Here is an 18675-nt window from a genome sequence, read left to right as displayed (position 1 = left end):
AGTTTTTCATGCGGCAATTCGGCAACGATGTCTACCGCGCGGACCGGCAAAACTGGGACATCGTCCAGGATGCGCATGGCCTGATGTATTTCGGCAACAACCACGGCGTGCTCGAATACGACGGCATTGAATGGGCGTTGATCCCCATCGCCAACAACTCGGTGGTGCGGTCGCTGGGCATCGGTCCCGACGGGGTGATTTATGTGGGGGGCTACGCCGAAGTCGGCTATCTCGAGCCGGATTCTAAAGGGCGGATGACGTATCGATCCCTGCTCGACCGCATCCCGGAGGAGGATCGCGGCTTCACGGATGTATGGACGACGCGCGTGCTGCCCGATGGCGTGTATTTTCAGACGACCGAACGCCTGTTTCGCTGGTCCGACGGCGCCTTTACGGTATGGGATGTGGAGGGGATGGACTGGGCCTTCGCGATAGGCGATCGCCTCTTTCTCCAGCAGGATCAACACGCCGGCCTGTTCGAGCCGGTCGGAGACAGCGTGCGCTTCGTGCCGGGCAGCGACGTCATCCCCTATCGGGCCTCCCTGGTACCCGGTGCGGACGATACGTTCTGGGCACTCGCCGAAAAAGAAGGCATCTTCCGGTGCCAGACCGATCCGATCCGCTGTGAGCGGGTGCGCCGCACCAGCTCGCCCTACATCGAAGAACACTGGGTGTATGCCGTCGATACCCTGGCCAATGGCGGCTGGGCGCTCGGTCTGTATGACAACGGCATCCTGATCACCGACTCCGATGGCGCCGTGCTGCGCCATATCGGCGAGGAAGATGGTCTGTACAGCGGATACACGACGGCCATCTTCCGGGACCGGGACGATAATCTGTGGGTGGCACACGAGAAGGGCCTGTCGTACATCATCGTCGATCCGAACTGGACGTATTTCGACGGGAGCAACGGACTGAGCGATCCGCCCGGAGACATGCTCATGGTGGGGAATGACCTGTATGTCGCCAACGTATCCGGCGTCCACCGGCTGGAGCCGGGCGCAATGGGTCAACCGGCACGCTTCGTGCCGCTTGCCGGCGAGGCCCGCGAGTGCGCGGCCTTGCTGCCGTCCGACGAAGGATTGCTCGCGGGATGTGTGAACCTCTACCGGGTGACGGGCGACCGCCTGCGGCCGGCGTGGAAAAGCTCCCAGGTGAACAATCACATCTACAGCCTACTCCGTCCGAAGCGCGATACGTCGCGCATCATCGTCGGCCTGTCCGGGTTGTCGATCCTGTCGGAGCAGCGAGGCGGCGCGCTCGCGGAAATCACGCTCGAAGACTACCACGAATTCACCGCTCGCCTGGTCGAGACGCCGCATGGGTACTGGATGACCAACGAGATCGATCTGATCGAGATGCGTTGGCCGGACGGGTTCGATGCGGAGCCTCGGCTGGCCTATTACGGCGTCGAGCAGGGTCTGCCCGGTGTGCCGGCCTTCCCCTTGCTGCTGGACGGTGCGCTGTACGCCACATCCAACCGTGGACTATACCGTGCGGTATATGCGGCAGAGCGGCCGGACTCGGTCACCCGGTTCGAGCAAGTGGTCGTGGCGGACGCGATCGGTCCGATCCAGAAAGTGAAGGTCCAGCCGAACGGGACGGTCTGGGCGCTGAGCGAAGGCGTCCTCGGTACGCTCGAACGGGCCGTGGACGGCAGCTGGATGTGGCGGGAGCGACACCGGGCCTGGGCGGAACGCATGCCGGAAATGACGGTGGCCCTCGACGATGCGCTCTGGCTGACGGTCGGGCAACGGCAGGTCCGCTACGTGCCGGGGAAGCACAGGGAAACGCCGGCGCCCCTGGCGATCATCCGATCGATGCAGAATGTCACCCGGGACACCCTGGTCACCGGCATGGGGGCGCGCGTGGTGACCTTGCCCTACAGCCGGGACGAGTATCGGATCCATTATGCCGGCGCCAGCTTTATGCACCCTGAGGCCATGCGTTTCCGCACGCGGTTGGACGGGCACGACGAGGGCTGGTCCGCCTGGACGGTCGACACCCACCGCGATCTCGCCAACCTGTCCGTAGGGCGCCATATACTCAACGTGCAGCTTCGCGATTTTGCCGGCGCCGTGAGCGACGTCGCTTCGCTCGAAATTCGGGTCATGCCGCCCTGGTATCTCACGACCTGGGCCTTCGTGCTCTGGCTTTTTGTGGCGGTTGGACTGCTTGCCGGCACTGCGGTCGTCTACAACCAGGTCCGATCGTATCGACTCGAGCAGCGCAATAGCATGCTTCAGCGATCCATCGCGGAAAGAACGGAGGAGATCATCCGGCAGAAACAGTTCGTGGAGCGGCAGAACATGCAACTGGCCCGGAATAACGAGGCGCTCGAACACCAACAGCTGTCGCTGGCGACCGCCTACAGCCAGTTGCAGTCGGCGAATGAAGAACTGAACCGAATGAATCGCTCCCTCGAGGAACGGACCATCGAATTGCGCGATGCTCTCGAGGAGAACAAGTTGATCCTGGGTGTCACGGCGCACGATCTCAAGAACCCGCTCGGCGGCATCATTGGTCTGGCGGATATGCTGCTGGAAGACGGCCGGGGCGAACCTTCGGCTGCGAAAAAGAGCCTCAACGAACTGGTTCCGATGGTGAAGGACGAGGCCGTGCGGATGTTCGGGATCATCACGGATCTGCTCGACAAACATCGCCAGGGCGAACAGATCCGGCTCTCACGGGAGATGGTCTGCATCAGCGATCTGGTGACGCCCGTGCTGGGCTGGAACCGGCAGCAGGCGGAGCAGAAGTCGATCCGGATGCATTTCTTGCCCCGGCCGGCGCTGTATGCCGAGGTCGATCCGACGGCGCTTCAGCGCGTCATCGACAATCTCTTGTCCAACGCCATCAAATACAGCCATCACGGGGCCAACGTGTGGATCGAGGTTGCGTATGCCGCGACCGATGCCGAAAACACCGAGGCCTCCCTGCAGGCCGTCCGCGTCGCCATACGCGACGAGGGTCCGGGTCTGACCGCGGAGGACAAACAGCGCGTGTTCGGTAAATTGCAGCGCCTCAGCGCCCAGCCCACGGCCGGCGAGCACTCATCCGGTCTGGGCCTCTACATCGTCAAGCAACTCGTGGAGGCGCACGGCGGCACCGTAGGCGTCGACAGCGAAGCGGGGCAAGGGGCCACCTTCTGGTTCACCATCCCGGTGATGGTCGACGCCTCACCGCTCGCGGAGTCCGTGAGATGATCGGCGCGGCCCGCATCCGGATACGGGATGTTGGATGCGGGATGTTGGAAGTTGGATGCAAGATGCGGGATGCAGGATGCGGGATACAGGATGCGGGATGTTGGAAGTTGGATAAAAGATGCGGGATCACCCGTCAACGCCAGGTTTTTTCGTAACCATCCTGCATCCTGCATCTCAGTATCCTGCATCCCGCATCCTGCATCTCAGTATCCTGCTCTCAGTATCCTGCATCTCAGTATCCTGCATCCAACATCCCGTATCTCGCATCCCGCATCTCAGTATCCCGCATCCGAATATCATAGCGCCCTGATGCGTAACATCCGTTACCCAACGGAAACCCCGGTTCACCTCGTCGCCGCGCATGGTATGGAAGCCGTAACCTATCTCGGGCTGGTCGCTGCAACGTGCACGACCGTTGCCTTTTTTCCTCAAGTCATCAGAAACTGGAAGCGGAAGTCGGCCGGCGACCTGTCTTTCGGCACGTTCGGTCTGTTCACCATCGGTGTCGGGTTGTGGCTGGTGTATGGCGTTCTCATCGATAATGCCCCGATCATTGTGTCGAATCTGATCACGCTGACCGTCAACCTGGCCAATCTCGGCCAGATGGTGTGGTATCGCCGGCGTCGCCCGGGGAGCTTCCCGCCGCCGACGGCCTGAACACGCCCTTCTGCATCTTCTTTTCCCCTGTGCCCATGCATGTCCTCAAACAGGCGGGTTGCTGCCTGGCGCTCCTCGCATGGAGCGCCTGCTCGGATCCTATGCCGGAAACCGCCTCGACGTGGGTGCCGGCTTCGTTTTCCGTCCCTGAACGGCTGGACGCCGAGACCTATCGCCTCGTCAAACTCACGCCGGCGCTCGCCGCGCTGGATTACGAGGCGGTCATGGAGACCCGGGCGCATCTCCGCGAGCGCTTCGGAGGCGAGTGGCCCGGCGAAGCGTTTACCCTGGAGGAAAACACCCGCGATCTCGATGAACACGAACGCCTGTTCGACGAACGGACGTCCTTCACGTATTCGGTACTCAGCCCCGATGGCGGGCGGGTGCTCGGGTGCATCTATATCAATCCGGCCGATGACGCCGATGCGCAGGTGCACCTGTGGGTCCGGGAGAGCGAACGGGCGTCGGGACTCGAACCACGCCTCGTCGACGCCCTGCGCGGCTGGCTGACGCGCGATTGGCCGTTCGAAACGGTCGCCTTTCCGCTTCACGATGCCGAGTGAGGACCCGGCTCGGACCCGCTTTACCAGGGCGGTTCGTCTTTTCGGTCCGGGGGCTTGACACGAAGGGTTCTGGAGGTTAGTTTGCCGATAGGCTAATTAACCTTTGAGTGTATTACTATGGTTTCAGATACATTGAGCGCGACGTTCGCGGCGTTGGCCGATCCGACCCGGCGTGCCATGTTGACGCGGCTTGTGGAGGGGGAGGCTTCCGTAAAGGAGCTGGCTTCGCCGCTTGCGATCAGCGCGCCGGCTGTGACCAAACATCTCAAGGTTCTCGAGCGTGCCGGCCTGATCACGCGAAGCCGCAAGGCCCAGTGGCGTCCCTGCCGGCTGGAGGCGAAGCCGCTCCGGGAGGTCGCCGACTGGGTGGCGCAGTACCGCCAGTACTGGGAGGAAAGTTTCGACCGGCTGGATGCGTACCTGCGGACCATGGCGGAAGGGGACGACCCTCCCGCCGAAGCCGGCGACTAGCCCGTATTCCGTGTTGTTTCCCGTATCGTTTCATCAAACCCGACGTCCATGGCGCGAGTCAGCACCTACCTCAACTTCCCTCGCGAAACCGAAGCGGCATTCACCTTCTACAAATCGGTTTTCGGTACCGAGTTCACCGGGACGATCATGCGCTTCGGCGATATGCCGCCGCAGCCCGGTCAGCCGCCGCTTTCCGACGCGGACAAGCGCCTCATCATGCACATCGAACTACCCATCCTGGGAGGGCATGTGCTGATGGGCACCGACGCGCCCGAGTCGATGGGTTTTTCCCTCGTCGCCGGCAGCAACATGCATCTCAACCTGGAGCCTGATACGCGGGCGGAGTCGGACAGGCTCTTTGCCGCGCTCGCCGATGGGGGCGTCGTGAGCATGCCGCTGACCGATATGTTCTGGGGCGGCTACTTCGGCAGCCTGACGGATCGCTTCGGGATCAAGTGGATGATCAACTGCGCCGCCGGCGCCTGAACCGACATGGCGAACCGAACGCACGAGGATGCGACGGCATCCGATCGAGAAATCGTCTTCTCGCGTCACTTCGACGCACCCCGGGAGCGGGTATTCAAGGCGTGGTCCGAACCGGTCCATATCGATGCCTGGTGGGGGCCCAGCGGGTTTCGCAACGAGACGATCGAGATGGATTTCCGGCCGGGAGGCGTCTGGCGCTACATCATGCATGGGCCGGACGGGACAGACTACCCGAACCGGATCGACTACCTGGAGATGGATCCTCCGTCGCGTCTCGTCTATGTGCACGGCGACGACGACGACAGCGGTTCGCTGCCGTTCCATGTGACGGTCCTGTTCGAAGATCGGGATGGCGGTACGCGCATCACCATGCGGTGCCTGTTTGATTCCGTCGAGGAATGCGAACGCGTCAAGGGATTCGGCGCGGTCGAAGGGGGGATGCAGACGCTCGACCGGCTTGCCCTCTACCTCGACGCGGGCGCCTGAACGCCCATCGACGTTGACCGGAGTGCCTCGCCTACCTGCAGCAGGGCGGCGGACAGCGCCTCTGCCGTGCCGGCTTTCATGCCAGAACGGTTTGGAGTACTTTATCGCGCATCCGCTTGTCGCACTGTCCAGAAGCAACCCCGATCGATGGCGAAGTATCTGCTTATCGCGCTGCTGTGTATCCCGTCTGCCGCGTCGGCAGCCCGCGATACCTATCCCAAAAACCCCAACATCGACGTTCTGCATTACGCATTTGCGCTGACGTTGTCCGACGAGACGGACGCCATCGAGGGTGTGGCCACGATCGACGCCCGGTACCTGGCCGGCGGGCAGCGGTCGTTCCGCCTGGATCTGGTCGAGCGCCGGGACGGGCAGGGGATGCAGGTCCGCCGAGTCACCGTAAACGGCGCCGAGAGCACGTTCCGGCATGAGCAGGATCAGGTATTTATCGATCTGCCGGCGGCCCCCGAGGCGGGTTCACGCGTGCGGATCACCGTCGAATATGCCGGCGTGCCGGCGTCCGGCCTCAAGATCGCGCCGAACAAATACGGCGATCGCACCTTCTTCAGCGACAACTGGCCGAACCGGGCCCGCCACTGGCTGCCGACGGTCGACCATCCGTACGACAAGGCGACGAGCGAGATGAAAATCACGGCGCCGGCGCGGTACCAGGTCGTGTCCAACGGGCTCCTCGTCGAAGAAAGCGACCTCGGCGACGGGATGCGGCTCACGCACTGGAAGCAGTCGGTCCCGATCGCCACCTGGCTCTACGTGCTCGGAGCCGCCGAATTTGCCGTGCAGCGCGTCGGATCGTATCGGGGGAAGGAGATTCAGACCTGGGTGTACCGACAGGATCGCGATGCCGGCTTCTACGATTTCGCCGTGCCGACGATGGATGTCCTCGCCTTCTACGAAGCGAAGGTGGGGCCCTATTCCTACGAGAAAGTCGCCAACATCCAGTCGAACAGCGTCGGCGGCGGGATGGAGGCCGCCTCGGCCATCCTGTACGGCGACAACTCGGTTACCGGCGACCGGTCCAGACGCTGGCAGCACGTCATCATCCACGAGCTGGCGCATCAATGGTTCGGCAATGCCGTCACGGAATCTGACTGGGACGACGTCTGGCTCAGCGAAGGCTTCGCCACCTACTTCACGCTGCTCTTTCGCGAACACTTTTACGGTAGGGACGATTTTGTCGCCGGCCTCAAGCAGTCGCGCGATCAGATCTACACCTTTTACGCCGACCGCCCCGATTACCGCATCGTGCATGACAACCTGAGCGACATGAGTCAGGTTACCACCGGCATGACGTACCAGAAAGGCGCCTGGGTGCTGCATATGCTGCGCACGCTGCTGGGGGACGATGTCTTCTGGGAGGGCATTCAGACCTACTACGCGGCGTACAAGGACCGCAACGCCACCACGGCAGACTTTCGCCGGCACATGGAAGAGGCCTCCGGCCTCGAGCTGGACGCGTTCTTCCAGCAATGGCTCTACCAGGGCGGCGTCCCGTGGATCGAGGGCGACTGGACGGTCGACACCGGCCGTGGCCAGGTGGTCATCACGGCGCGGCAGGTCCAGAACACGTATGCGTTTCGCTTGCCGATGGTGTTCGAGGTACGGTATGCCGACGGGTCGACCAGCCGGCATCGACTCGATCTGAGCGGCAACGCCAGCGCTACCCTCGACGTGCCGGCCGCGCGTGCAGTCACCGACGTCATTCCCGACCCCGACACCCAGCTGCTTGCCCGGTGGACCTTCGCACGCCGGTAGCCCGGGGCATGTCGAATGCCTGAGCAGCCGGCGTGTACTGCATGGACGCGTACAAGACATCCCAACGTATGAAACCTCGCATCAGCATGATCACGCTCGGCGTACGCGACCTCGCGGCGTCGATCCGGTTTTACGAAGAAGGACTCGGGCTGCACCGGATCGAGTCCGCGCCGGGCGTCGCGTTCTTCGATCTGAAGGGCACCTGGCTCGGGTTGTATGGCTGGGACGAACTCGCGGACGATGCGCACGTGCCGGCGAGCGGTTCCGGCTTCCGGGGTGTGGCGCTCGCCCACAATCTGGGCTCCGAAGCGGAGGTGGACCGGCAGCTTGAGGAGGCCGTCGCCGCCGGCGCGACGCTGGTGAAGCCGGCGCAAAAGGTTTTCTGGGGCGGCTATTCGGGCTACTTCGCCGATCCCGACGGGCATCTCTGGGAGGTGGCGCATAACCCGTTCATGCAGATAGGTCCACGGGATTGAACGGCATGGACCCGAGACGACCGGCGCCGCGTGCCATCTGAAATCGACTGATTGTTCGGCTGAACCTGATTCCGAGAACAGTCCTGTTCGATCGGATAGAACTTTGGAAATGGGCCGCGGTATCTGAAGGAGCCGCCCGATTCTAAAGACGGATTCTCAGCTAGACCTGGCTCGATGCTCATGAACGCGCGCGTGCACTTCCGTTTGATCGCCCTGTGGCTGGCCGGCTTCTCGATCGTGGCGCATGCCGGCGGTCAACCCACCCCCGGAGTGCGAAGCGCGACCTTCGATGATGCGGCAGGTCAGTGGTCGGGTGGTTTTTCCGCGCCGGTGGCACCGTATGTGAAGACGGTGGTGGCGGACGGCGATGAACGGCTATTCGCTTTCGGCGCCTTCGAGGCATTTTTCGATGTGGTGACGTCGAATGCCGTGTTGTGGAACGGGACAACATGGCGCGCGCTCGGACAGGGGATTGTGGGGGTGGTCGCTCAGGCCGTGTCGGATGGCCGAGGGGGGATCTATGTGGGAGGAAGCGAGCTGATAGACGGTGCGCACGTGGTTCGGTGGGATGGTTCGACGTGGACGCCGCTTGGAGCACTCATCACGGGTATCAGCGATCTGGTGGTGGATGGTGACGGTGTTCCCTATGCGTATGGCTGTCTGCAGAGTCCGCGAGCGGGAACGATGAGTACGGGCATCGTGCGCTGGGACGGTCACGCATGGATCCGTTTGCCGGGCGCGCCGCTGTGCGTGGATCGGCTCCTGAGCGACGAACAACAGGGTATCTATGCCACGTGGAGCGATACGCTGTGGCACTGGATACCAGACAGGGCAGGCTGGGATATGACCGCGGTATTGCGACGCGACAATACGGCCATAGAATTCCTGACGGTTCGTAGTTCCGGCATCACGTACGCAGCGCACTATCTGGACGACGGGAAAAGAATCCTGCTTCGTCTGGATGGCGATGGGGAGGAGGTAGTGCCGCTGCCCGAGGGCGTAGATTTTCGTCAACTCGCCTTCGATGCCGTCGGGACGCTGCACGTACTCGGAGTAGCTGGCTTTGAGTTGGGTGGTGAGCTCGGCTCGCCCGTATTGTTCAGGCAACAGGGCGATGGCTGGACAGAGATCGCTCTGCCTGCCGGCGAAATCAATTCCCTGGAGGGTGGAGCGCATATCCACGTCCTGGGGCGTATGACCGACGAGCAGGGCGCCGCCAGCCCCATCGCCCGTCTCGAGGGCGACATGTGGACCTACTGGACGACGCCGGGCCGAGGGTCAAGCATACCGATACGTTCGCTGTATAGCGATTCGGACGGGCAGGTGTATGCCTGGTTCACATCCTATTTCGATGCGCGGCTCGGTGGCTCTGCTGGACCACTCGCTGTGTGGAGCGGAACGGATTGGAGCACCGTGCCGGGAAGCGAACGTTTTGACAGTCTGCTGGATGCAGAGGATGGAGTGCTTTATGCCGTCGAGCGCAATGGAGTCGATATCTGGGCCTGGACAGGAACGTCGTGGGAGCGGCAACCCTTCTCTGCGGTACCATGTACGGGCGGAAACGCCGGCCCCTTGCTTCCTTCGCTGATCGTCCGGGACCCCGCGGGCATGATGTATGGAGCGGTTCGCTGCGCGTATGATCTGGCCGTAGTGGCGCGCTGGGATGGTGATCGCTGGACAGAGCTGGGAGACGTCAGGTCGCCCAACTCGGGCCAGGGCGCCGGGATCACGTCGATGGTGTTTGATGACCAGCACCATCTGTATATCGGCGGCCGGTTTCTTTCGGCCGGTGGCGTCGGCGCAAAAAGTATTGCGCGATGGGATGGCCGTTCGTGGTCGCCGCTCGGAGCCGGTTTGGATGTCGAATGGGACATCACGGGTCAGGTGCAGACGATGCTCTGGGACGATGGTCGCCTGTACGTAGGTGGAGGCATCGATCGCGCAGGCGATACGCCTGTCCGGTATGCGGTCGTATGGGATGGCGCCTCGTGGTCGAGTATGGGAGATGGGTTTAATGCGCCGGTGATGCGAATGGTGGGCGATGGGAATGGGCGAGTATACGCCGCCGGCGATTTCATCTGGTCTGGTACAACGCTGGTGAATCGCGTGGCCGTCTGGGATGGAGAACGCTGGCAGGCGCTCGGTGCGGGCGTCGCGGGAAGTCGGGTATCGGACATGGCGCTTGACGGAGATGGTAAACTCTGGCTTGCCGGCGATTTTTTTGCCGCCGGCGGCCGTCCGTCTTCGCATGTGGCCTCATGGATACCCGGTCCGGCACCTGTCACACTCGAAAACCCGCCAGGTGTCCAGTCCATAGCCATCTATCCGAATCCGGCCCGTGAATCCTTATCGCTCGATCTCGGCATTGAGGAAGAGGGGCGTTACGTGGTAACGTTGTACGACCTGTTGGGGCGGCGTATCCGCATAGTGCACGACGGTGCACTGCGTCCCGGAGCGTTTTCGATCACCCTTTCGCTTCACGATGCCCCGAGTGGTATGCTGTTGCTCGTCGTGGAGGGCGCGTCGGGGGCTCGGATGTTTCCGATCGTCCATGTCCGATGAGCCCCGTCCAACGGCACCCCGTGAGCGGCCGCCGATCGACATGACAGGCCCCACAGGAGGGATCTCGCCGGCACCGGACGGGGTATCGATCCACTCCCGACCACCTGCGACCCTGCGACGGGTCGTCTCCGAGTTCTGCCTGTGAACGAACGTTATCAGCTGACGCCAACGCCGATTGAGTGTCCCGCATGCCGGGGGCGGGAAGGTCTGCTGCTCTATACGGTGGATGCCGCCACGGCCGCCCAGCACTATGTATTGCACGAGGTGCATCCGGAACGACACCGGGCGCTCGAAGCGCATATCGCGACGTTGTGGGGGCAGCCGGCGTGCGATCTGGTCCGATGTGCGCGGTGCGGACTCGTATCCGCCGACCCGTACGTCGCCGGCGATGCGCGGTTCTACGACCTCGCCTACGAGCGGACCGGGTATCCGGCGTGGAAATGGGAGTTCGCGCAAACCCGCGACGCGCTGCAGCGGCTCCGGTCCGAAGGCGCGCTCGGCGACTTCACCCTGCTCGAACTGGGCGCCGGAGACGGCGCCTTCGTGCGCCGCATCGCGCCCGAACTCATCCCGCCCTCCCATGTGCTGTGCACGGAATATTCTCCCTATGGCCGCGACGCCATCGAGCGGCTGGGCGTGGCCTGCCGGATGCAGGATGTGCGGGCGTTGCCGCTGGACGAATTCGCCGGCCGATTCGACGTGATCTGCCTGTTTCAGGTGCTCGAACATCTCGACCGGCTCGACGCGCTGTTCGAGCGGTTCGGGCAGTTGTCCACGCCGGCCGGTCAGGTGTTTATTGCCGTACCCAACGACGCCCGCGTCACGTTTAACGAGACGCACGGCAGTCTACTGGATATGCCGCCCAACCACATCGGACGCTGGACGCGGCCCGCGTTCGAGGCCATCGCCGGCCGGCATGGCTGGCGGGTCGAAGCGCATGCCGTCGAGCCCGAACGGCGACGGGCGCAGGTGGCTCGTTATATTACGTACCGCTACATGCGCAAACGTCAGGATTCCGGCGCATGGGCCAACCGCATCGAGCGCATCCGTCCCGCGCCGCTGCGGCGGGGCGCTCAGGCCGCCGCGGCCGCCCTGTATGCCCTGGGCGCGTGGCGCCAGATCGCGGCTCTCGTGCAAACGCCGGGACTCGGCGACTCCCAGTGGGTACACCTCCGGAAAGCCTGAGCCGTCCTCACCGCAGCAGAGCGAACAACACCGCGAGGATGCCCGCTGCCGCCATGCTGATTCCGGTAACCAGCGCCCAGCGTGACGTCAGGATGTTCTGAAACCCCTGATAGGCGCTCGCGACGCCGCCGGCGACGACCACAAGCGCCAGCAAATCCCAGCTCGCCTGGTCGAACGCGTAGGCACGCACCGCGACAATGACGAGCAACCCGTAGGAGAGGATCAGGTAAGCCCAGCGATACGACTCGTTTTCCACGGCGACGGTGCGCTCGTCCCGCTCGATCGATGGCGTTTTCATGGCGATTCTCCTTCAAGATAGAACAGCGACTCGACCGGTTTGTCGAGGACCCGGGCCAGCAACAACGCGAGCAGCGTAGACGGGCAGTAGCGATTCGTTTCGATTGAACTGATCGTCTGTCGGGTGACGCCCACCCGATCGGCCAACTCGATCTGGGAAAGGTTCTTCTCCACCCGAGCCTGCTTTACGCGATTGTGTAGTTGCGGCTGTGTCATGGTTGAAATGTAAAGTATGCTTTACCTTGTGTCAAGTATGCTTTACATTTTTGAGCCCCGCTCCGATGTGCCCATCCATGCTCGCCGCATTGAACGCCTGAATGGTGATTGCGGCCTTCGGCATGAACCGAGCGAAGTGACGTGTAGAGGACCGAGGCTGTATCGTACATGCAACAGAAACAAACAAAGGCGCCCACGTTGCCATGGACGCCTTTGTCGTCACACAGAACCATCCGAGTGACAACTCAAAACGTTGTATCGACTCAATATTGATGAAATGCCTGGGAGACGAACCCCAGCACTTCGGGCAGGGCCTCGCGCCAGTAGGTCCAGGTATGGCCGCCCTGCCGGACGCGGTATTCGTGGGGGATTTCTTTTTTGCGCAGCGCGATGTGGGCGAGCGCATTGCCCTCGTACAGGAAGTCGTCGTCGCCACAGTCGATGTACCAGCGCACGGCCTTCAGATCATCGGCCTTCATGTCCTCGATGAGCGCGAGCGCGCTGTGCCGGCGGTGATAGGCCTCGAGATCCGCCTCGGAAGCGCCGTTCATGTCGGCCTGCATCCGCTGCATGCGCTCCTTGAACGACGCAAAGTCGATGGCTCCGACGTACGCGCTGAGCGGAGCGGCCGAAGAAAAGAGTTCGGGACGGTGCATGGCGTACATGAAGGTGCCCCCTCCCCCCATCGAAAGGCCGGAGATCGCGCGATAGCGTTTTTCGCTCTTGATGCGAAATTGCTTCTCGACGTGCGGCATCAACTCCTCGAAAAAGAAGTCTTCGTAACGCCATTCGTTGCGGAGGTCGTTGAAATAGCCCCGCGTGCCGGTGTTGGCGTCCGGCATGACGATCACCATGGGTGTGGCCTTGCCTTCCCGGATCGCCTGATCCGCGATGCGCAAGACCTCGCCGAACTGGACCCAGCCGGTCTGGTCATCGCCGGCGCCGTGGAGCAGGTACAGCACCGGATAACTCCGCTCCGACGTCTCGTAGTCGGGCGGCAGATAGACGGCGTACTTGCGGTCGCCGTTGAGAATCTTGCTCGGCACCGACAGGTTATCGAAGACTTTGCCCGTCTGGGCGAAGAGGAGGGTCGGTAGCAGGCCGCACATCAGGCCTGCGGTCAGCATGCGTCGCATCATGGATAGGGTGTTTTGGTGATCGGTTGCGTGGACCATAGTACCGTATCGCGGTCTGTCACGCAACTGGCGCATGATCCGGTTATTTTTTGTGCGCCGGCCGCTTTCCTCATGAGAAGTGATGACTTTAGGACACTACGTAGATCCTCAAACCCTTACGCAGTAAATCCCATGAACAACCTGACTCACCGATTTTCTCGCCTGCTGCTGGTCATGACGCTGCTGGTCTTTGTCGCCGCATGCGACAGCAACGACGACGAGGAGCAACAGCAGCTCGCGAATGGCTTCATGAACGCACGCATCGAAGGCCAGTCGTGGAACGCCAATGTGACGGTGTTTGCGATCGCCCAGGGCGGCGTGTTCGGCGTGAGCGGCGCGGACGCCAGTGGAAAGACGATTGGACTCGGGGGGCTGGCGCAGCTCGGGCCGCAGACCATCGGACCGACCTCGCCGGCGAACGCGACGTATTCGGAGACGGCGGGCGCGACGGTAGTCCAGTGGAGCGCCGGCATCGCCGCGGGGAGCGGCACCATCACGGTGACGGAACTGGACGGCACGCATATCGCCGGCACATTCTCCTATGTCGCCGAAGCGTCGGCGACGACGGGCGCGACGGGAACGAAAACCATCACCGAGGGCTCGTTCGATATCAAGCTGGGCAGCATCGATCAATAACCGATGTGGCGCGCGATGCCGGTACCGTGAAGGGGTGCAGGATGCTGGATATCGCATCCTTCATCCTGCATCCTCGAATTCCATTTCCAGACCGCCAAAGCGCTCCGCGACGATGTTGTAGAGCCAGGCGTAGAACGCGCCGATCAGGAAGCCCATCAATCCATAAAGTATCGGGAAGATGATGAGGAAGGCGAAACCCATTGTCATGCCGAACGATTCGCCGGATCCGTCGAACAGCGAGAGAAGCGTCAGGATGGGGAGATATAATACGGCGACGATCAGGCCCAGCGCTGCCGTTACGATCCCGGTAATGCGCGCCGCGGAGGCGACGCCGATGTGTTTTAAAACCATCTGATTGCGGTTTAGAGGGTGAATGCGGAAGGGCTATGGGGGAAAGTAACCTGACCGGTCATGCCCGATCCATACCGGTCGGGTTCGGCCGAGGCGGGGGCGTTCAGGAGACCGATGGCCGGATGATGGGTTCAGCGGGCACCGAGCGCCGGATGATCCATTCAGCGACCAGCAGATTGGGCAGCCAGCACAGCCAGGCCACGGCCGCATAGGCCGTCTCGAACGGCACGCCGGCTGAAACCATGAGCGGAAGATAGATGCGCAGCGTGACGGCGGCGAAAGTCAGGGCGTAACTGCGGAGCATCCAGGTTCGATGGGCCATCAGGTTGCCGCGTCGGATGTGCAGGAAGCCCGCGCCCGTCGTGCCCAGCCAGATGAGTCCGAGGATTCCGAAGCCGGCCTGCGCCGGCAGCCCACCCATCGCGCGGGGCACCATCGCGAGCGCGCCGATGCCGCCCGCCAGAATGCCCGCCACGTAGAGCCGGCCCGACCATCGGTGCATGGCGGGGTACCGCCTCCGTAGGCCGCCGTTAAACTGAAACGCGCCCAGCGCAAGAACCAGCGCGCCGCCCAGAAAATGGGCTAGCGCCGGCACCGGGTTTCTCGAAAGCAGCGTCGCCACCAGCTTCGGCATCTGGTCGCCCGCGAAGGGCATCAAGGCGGCGTATCCAGCGATTCCGAGTGCAAAGAGGGTCATTACGACCCAGCCCGTCCGTTTCATTCCTGTTGCGTCGTTCTAGGATTGAGGTGCGTATCGAAAAAGTCGATCACGACCGCCATCACCGCCGGCGTCCAGAACCGGACGCCGTGGTCGGCGCCGGCCACTTTGTAAAACGTGACGTCCTGGCCGGCATCGCGCAGCGCCTCGTAGAGCAGTACGCTCTGGTTGAAGGGCACCAGCGCGTCGCGGTCGCCGTGCATGATGAGAAACGGTGGCAGCGTCTTGCCGGCCGTGATATGCGCTATGGGGTTGTAGGCGCGGACGGCCCGTGCTTGCTCGGGCTCCTGGATCGGGCCGCCTACGACCCGCGACCCGGGCGAGTCCGCGGCATCGTGATCCAGCCGGGACGGGGCGCTGCTCATCTTCGTGAAATCGGTGGGCCCGTAGAAGTCCACCACGGCGCGGACGGCGCTCGACTGGTCGGGGTTGTCGTCCGTCGAGAAGGGCTTGAACCCGTCGCTCACGCCGGCGAGCGCCGCCATATGCCCGCCCGACGAGTCGCCCCAGATGCCGATCCGGTCCGGGTCGATGTTGTACTTCGCGGCATTTGCGCGCAGGTAGCGGATGGCCGACTTGACGTCCTGGATCTGCGCCGGCGCGCGGGCTTCGGTGGACGGGCGGTACTCGACGCTGGCGACGACATAGCCGGCGTGCGCGAAGTCGGCGAGCTGCGGTATCGCGGCGTACAGCGCCTGGGGCATCCACGCCGATCCCTGCACATAGACGATCACGGGTCTTGCCGGGATCGTGGGGCGCTCGGCGGCGGGCAGCAGCCCGCTGCGGTCCTCCGGCATCAGCAGCTGCAGATGGAGTTCCCGTTCACCCCGCGTGGCGTACACGACATCCTTCTTGTAGATCGCGACGTAGGTGTCCGGCTCGCTCTCGATCGTCAGCATGCCCTCCGGATGCTCGTCGGATGGGGGGACGACGACATCCCGAAACGGCAGGCCCTGGGCGCGCGCCGTCATCGTCGCGGCGGCAACAAGGAGTGCGGCGATAAGAATGGGGCGGAAACAGGCGCGTGCAAACATGGTCCGATGCGGGTTGGGATGCGGCATATCGAACACGCCGCTCAGGATGCCGCTCAAGATACGGCAGAATCGCCGGGTCGCTTCCCGACGAACGCGATGAGCCCGAGATCCTCTACATCCGGGTGCGCGAAGTGCACTTCTTCCGCGACGAAGCCGGCCTCCTCGATCCATCGCATCCAGTCCGCCCGCGCGAATAGCCCCTCGATATGCCGGTCGTGCACGACTGCGGTGGCGCCATCGGCTTCGCGCAACAAGAAGGCGTAGTCGACGACGTAGGTGGTGTCTGAGGGGTCCGGGTCGAAGCTCCACTCGAGGTAGCGGAATCCTCGGCCATCGGCTGCGTCCTCGCCGCCATGGTCTGTTCCGGAGCGGAACGTCTCCCGGATGAAGTCCGGCGCGAACAACGCGGCGCCGCCGGGGGCGCAGTGGATGAAGGCCGTTTCGATCGCGGCGCGGAGATCCGCCTCGGTGGTCATGTAGCAGATGGCGTCGTGGATGAAGACGCCATCGAAGGTACGCCCGAGCCGCGTCGTCCGCATGTCGCCCCGGTGGTGTTCGCATTCCGGGTTGAGTCGCCGGCTGACGTCGAGCATCCCGTCGGAGGGTTCGACGAGCGTCATGGCGAAATGGGACTTCATGAACGAGGCGTTATTGCCGCCGCCGCTGCCCAGTTCGAGGCAGGTCCGGGGCGCTTTTTCGCAGGCCTCGATCAGGCGAGCGCTGTAAAAAGCGGCTTCTTCGGCGTAGTCTGCCGGCGCGGAGAAGAGCGGCCACCAGTCGGCGAGGTCGTCGTAAAATCGGTTATACAGGGGTGACGTTTCTGCGGACATAATCCAACGGGTTTGTGACGCTATCGCATCCGTCGTAAGTTCTCGGATGCCATCTCATCCGGTGTTGTCAATGCGTTATCGTTTCTTGGTACTCGTTTTCTGCTGGCCGTCGCTGGTCGCCGCGCAGTCCATCACCGCCCGCGAGGTCATTTCGCGGATCCAGGAACAGGTCGGCATCCCGTGGAGCGACCGGACCGTGGATACCTTCAAGGCCGGCGATCCCGATGCGCCCGTCACCGGCGTGGCCGTCACGATGATGGCGACGCTCGACGTGCTTCAGCGGGCGGCGGCCGAGGGGCACAATCTGATCATCACCCACGAGCCGACGTTTTACGGGCATCTCGACGAGACCGCCCAGCTGGAGGCGGATGACGATCCGATCTACCTCGCCAAAAAACGGTATATCGAAGAACATGGGCTAATCGTCTGGCGCTTCCACGATTACTGGCACCAGAGGGTGCCGGATGGGGTCACGGAAGGCATGATCAGGCAGCTCGGCTGGACCGAGTATCCCCGCGTGGCCGGCGCGAACGTGTTCACGGCGCCGGAAACGACGGTCCGCGAGCTGGCGAAGGACATCGAAAAACGATTCGATATCAAAACCCTCCGCGTCGTCGGTGATCCCGACATGCGGGTGACCCGGCTGGCCTTCGCCGCCGGCTTCCCGGGCTTCGCGCCGCAGCAGCGGCTGTTCCGTCGCGACGATGTCGAGGTGCTCGTCATGGGCGAGGCGCACGAGTGGGAGACGATCCTCTACGGCGCCGACGCGGTTGCGGCCGGCATGCGGAAGGCGCTCATCGTGATGGGGCACATCCCGTCCGAGCAGGCCGGCATGGAGAACTGCGCCGAATGGATGCAGGGATTCGTGACGGAGGTGCCCGTGGCGTTTGTGCCGGCGAAAGAACCGTTCTGGCGGCCCTGATCCGGGATGTTATCGGGTCAGGATCCGCACCCAGTCCTCATATCCCGCCAGGAATGTTTTGAGGAAGGCGCGCGTGTTCTCGTCCGTGAGCCGCAGGTTGTCGTCGAACTTTGAGGCGGCCTGGGCGACGGCCACGCCCGGGTGAGGGAAGAGCCGGGCCAGCAAGGCCATGAGGTTGGTTTTCAGGTGTTCCTGTCCTCGCATCGTCCCGCTGGCGCCGGGTGAGGCGCCCATGATGGCGGCCGGCTTGGCGGCCATGGGCGATTTGAAGCCGGGCCTCGACGCCCAGTCGAGCGCATTCTTGAGGACGCCCGGGACGCCGTAATTGTATTCGGGCATGGCGATCAACACGCCATCCGACTCCGTGATGGCGTCTTTGAACCGGCGTACGGGGGCGGGTCGCAGCGCATCGGTATCGAGGTCGCCATTGTAGAGCGGGATATCCGCCAGGTCGAAGACCTCGATCTGGAGCGACTCCGGCGCCAGTTCGGCGGCGGCGTGGAGCAAGGCGCGATTGTAGGAGCGAGCGCGGAGGCTGCCGGCGAAGGCGAGGATATGGAGTGCAGAGCCTTTGGTCATTACCTGATGATGGATCGGACGTGCGCCGCTGTCGTCTGCCGATGAACCGGCC

At 63.1% G+C, this 18675-nt stretch carries 20 protein-coding genes; 12 read left to right on the top strand and 8 right to left on the bottom strand.

The genetic code is table 11. From position 1 onward, the window contains the following. From R2834_23280 to R2834_23235, 10 genes are all read left to right on the top strand, one after another. A partial coding sequence (locus R2834_23280; GenBank protein ID MEZ4703271.1) for a HAMP domain-containing sensor histidine kinase occupies window positions 1–3206 on the top strand: 3206 nt, incomplete at its 5' end. A gap of 366 nt (window positions 3207–3572) precedes the next feature. Further along, the gene (locus R2834_23275; protein MEZ4703270.1) at window positions 3573–3863 is read left to right on the top strand and encodes a SemiSWEET transporter; all 291 of its coding nucleotides are present in this window, start codon (window positions 3573–3575) and stop codon (window positions 3861–3863) included. A 35-nt stretch (window positions 3864–3898) separates the two neighbouring features. Continuing rightward, window positions 3899–4426 (top strand): hypothetical protein, encoded by a 528-nt coding sequence (locus R2834_23270; GenBank protein ID MEZ4703269.1) that lies wholly within the window; start codon window positions 3899–3901, stop codon window positions 4424–4426. Between the two features lie 117 nt (window positions 4427–4543). Then, window positions 4544–4897: a metalloregulator ArsR/SmtB family transcription factor gene (locus R2834_23265; protein MEZ4703268.1), complete on the top strand. Its 354-nt coding sequence runs from the start codon at window positions 4544–4546 to the stop codon at window positions 4895–4897. Between the two features lie 48 nt (window positions 4898–4945). Then, window positions 4946–5383, top strand: a complete 438-nt coding sequence (locus R2834_23260; protein ID MEZ4703267.1) for a VOC family protein — start codon at window positions 4946–4948, stop codon at window positions 5381–5383. Window positions 5384–5389: 6 nt separating this feature from the next. Beyond that, window positions 5390–5869: an SRPBCC family protein gene (locus R2834_23255; protein MEZ4703266.1), complete on the top strand. Its 480-nt coding sequence runs from the start codon at window positions 5390–5392 to the stop codon at window positions 5867–5869. 147 nt (window positions 5870–6016) lie between these two features. Then, window positions 6017–7642 (top strand): M1 family metallopeptidase, encoded by a 1626-nt coding sequence (locus R2834_23250; protein MEZ4703265.1) that lies wholly within the window; start codon window positions 6017–6019, stop codon window positions 7640–7642. 68 nt (window positions 7643–7710) lie between these two features. Then, entirely contained in the window at window positions 7711–8118 is a 408-nt protein-coding gene (locus R2834_23245) for a VOC family protein (GenBank protein MEZ4703264.1), read from the top strand. A 174-nt stretch (window positions 8119–8292) separates the two neighbouring features. Further along, the gene (locus R2834_23240; protein MEZ4703263.1) at window positions 8293–10680 is read left to right on the top strand and encodes a hypothetical protein; all 2388 of its coding nucleotides are present in this window, start codon (window positions 8293–8295) and stop codon (window positions 10678–10680) included. A gap of 141 nt (window positions 10681–10821) precedes the next feature. Then, complete coding sequence (locus R2834_23235) at window positions 10822–11865, top strand: class I SAM-dependent methyltransferase (protein ID MEZ4703262.1); 1044 nt, start codon at window positions 10822–10824, stop codon at window positions 11863–11865. 7 nt (window positions 11866–11872) lie between these two features. Here the strand turns inward: R2834_23235 and R2834_23230 are convergent, their stop codons facing one another. From R2834_23230 to R2834_23220, 3 genes are all read right to left on the bottom strand, one after another. Beyond that, window positions 11873–12163: a hypothetical protein gene (locus R2834_23230; GenBank protein MEZ4703261.1), complete on the bottom strand. Its 291-nt coding sequence runs from the start codon at window positions 12161–12163 to the stop codon at window positions 11873–11875. Beyond that, a complete protein-coding gene (locus tag R2834_23225; protein ID MEZ4703260.1) occupies window positions 12160–12378 on the bottom strand; it encodes a helix-turn-helix transcriptional regulator in 219 nt (72 codons plus the stop codon). Before R2834_23225 ends, R2834_23230 begins: the two co-directional genes overlap by 4 nt. 263 nt (window positions 12379–12641) lie before the next feature. Then, window positions 12642–13517, bottom strand: coding sequence for an alpha/beta hydrolase-fold protein (locus R2834_23220; protein MEZ4703259.1), 876 nt, complete (start codon window positions 13515–13517; stop codon window positions 12642–12644). A gap of 168 nt (window positions 13518–13685) precedes the next feature. Here R2834_23220 and R2834_23215 point away from each other — a divergent pair, with 168 nt between their 5' ends. Beyond that, window positions 13686–14189, top strand: coding sequence for a DUF6252 family protein (locus R2834_23215; protein ID MEZ4703258.1), 504 nt, complete (start codon window positions 13686–13688; stop codon window positions 14187–14189). A gap of 60 nt (window positions 14190–14249) precedes the next feature. Here R2834_23215 and R2834_23210 read toward each other — a convergent pair whose 3' ends face one another. The 4 genes from R2834_23210 to R2834_23195 all read right to left on the bottom strand — a co-directional run bounded on the left by R2834_23210 (window position 14250) and on the right by R2834_23195 (window position 17122). After that, entirely contained in the window at window positions 14250–14540 is a 291-nt protein-coding gene (locus tag R2834_23210) for a hypothetical protein (GenBank protein ID MEZ4703257.1), read from the bottom strand. A 103-nt stretch (window positions 14541–14643) separates the two neighbouring features. Further along, entirely contained in the window at window positions 14644–15195 is a 552-nt protein-coding gene (locus tag R2834_23205) for a DUF2306 domain-containing protein (protein MEZ4703256.1), read from the bottom strand. A gap of 62 nt (window positions 15196–15257) precedes the next feature. After that, entirely contained in the window at window positions 15258–16292 is a 1035-nt protein-coding gene (locus tag R2834_23200; protein MEZ4703255.1) for an alpha/beta hydrolase, read from the bottom strand. 53 nt (window positions 16293–16345) lie between these two features. Then, complete coding sequence (locus tag R2834_23195) at window positions 16346–17122, bottom strand: class I SAM-dependent methyltransferase (GenBank protein MEZ4703254.1); 777 nt, start codon at window positions 17120–17122, stop codon at window positions 16346–16348. 85 nt (window positions 17123–17207) lie between these two features. On the opposite strand from R2834_23195, the gene R2834_23190 reads away from it, so the two are divergent. Further along, window positions 17208–18044, top strand: coding sequence for a Nif3-like dinuclear metal center hexameric protein (locus R2834_23190; protein MEZ4703253.1), 837 nt, complete (start codon window positions 17208–17210; stop codon window positions 18042–18044). A 9-nt stretch (window positions 18045–18053) separates the two neighbouring features. Here R2834_23190 and R2834_23185 read toward each other — a convergent pair whose 3' ends face one another. Continuing rightward, complete coding sequence (locus R2834_23185) at window positions 18054–18623, bottom strand: NAD(P)H-dependent oxidoreductase (protein ID MEZ4703252.1); 570 nt, start codon at window positions 18621–18623, stop codon at window positions 18054–18056. Window positions 18624–18675 lie beyond the last annotated feature (52 nt).

It is taken from the genome of Rhodothermales bacterium, assembly GCA_041391505.1.
Classification (GTDB): Bacteria; Bacteroidota; Rhodothermia; order Rhodothermales; family JAHQVL01; genus JAWKNW01.
This window is presented reverse-complemented; position numbering and strand designations above follow the sequence as displayed.

Coding starts and splice junctions, on each gene's coding strand:
- R2834_23275 (MEZ4703270.1), top strand. CDS start 3,573: ATGGAAGCCGTAACCTATCTCGGGCTGGTCGCTGCAACGTGCACGACC.
- R2834_23270 (MEZ4703269.1), top strand. CDS start 3,899: ATGCATGTCCTCAAACAGGCGGGTTGCTGCCTGGCGCTCCTCGCATGG.
- R2834_23265 (MEZ4703268.1), top strand. CDS start 4,544: ATGGTTTCAGATACATTGAGCGCGACGTTCGCGGCGTTGGCCGATCCG.
- R2834_23260 (MEZ4703267.1), top strand. CDS start 4,946: ATGGCGCGAGTCAGCACCTACCTCAACTTCCCTCGCGAAACCGAAGCG.
- R2834_23255 (MEZ4703266.1), top strand. CDS start 5,390: ATGGCGAACCGAACGCACGAGGATGCGACGGCATCCGATCGAGAAATC.
- R2834_23250 (MEZ4703265.1), top strand. CDS start 6,017: ATGGCGAAGTATCTGCTTATCGCGCTGCTGTGTATCCCGTCTGCCGCG.
- R2834_23245 (MEZ4703264.1), top strand. CDS start 7,711: ATGAAACCTCGCATCAGCATGATCACGCTCGGCGTACGCGACCTCGCG.
- R2834_23240 (MEZ4703263.1), top strand. CDS start 8,293: ATGCTCATGAACGCGCGCGTGCACTTCCGTTTGATCGCCCTGTGGCTG.
- R2834_23230 (MEZ4703261.1), bottom strand. CDS start 12,163: ATGAAAACGCCATCGATCGAGCGGGACGAGCGCACCGTCGCCGTGGAA.
- R2834_23225 (MEZ4703260.1), bottom strand. CDS start 12,378: ATGACACAGCCGCAACTACACAATCGCGTAAAGCAGGCTCGGGTGGAG.
- R2834_23220 (MEZ4703259.1), bottom strand. CDS start 13,517: ATGATGCGACGCATGCTGACCGCAGGCCTGATGTGCGGCCTGCTACCG.
- R2834_23215 (MEZ4703258.1), top strand. CDS start 13,686: ATGAACAACCTGACTCACCGATTTTCTCGCCTGCTGCTGGTCATGACG.
- R2834_23210 (MEZ4703257.1), bottom strand. CDS start 14,540: ATGGTTTTAAAACACATCGGCGTCGCCTCCGCGGCGCGCATTACCGGG.
- R2834_23205 (MEZ4703256.1), bottom strand. CDS start 15,195: ATGCCCTTCGCGGGCGACCAGATGCCGAAGCTGGTGGCGACGCTGCTT.
- R2834_23200 (MEZ4703255.1), bottom strand. CDS start 16,292: ATGTTTGCACGCGCCTGTTTCCGCCCCATTCTTATCGCCGCACTCCTT.
- R2834_23195 (MEZ4703254.1), bottom strand. CDS start 17,122: ATGTCCGCAGAAACGTCACCCCTGTATAACCGATTTTACGACGACCTC.
- R2834_23185 (MEZ4703252.1), bottom strand. CDS start 18,623: ATGACCAAAGGCTCTGCACTCCATATCCTCGCCTTCGCCGGCAGCCTC.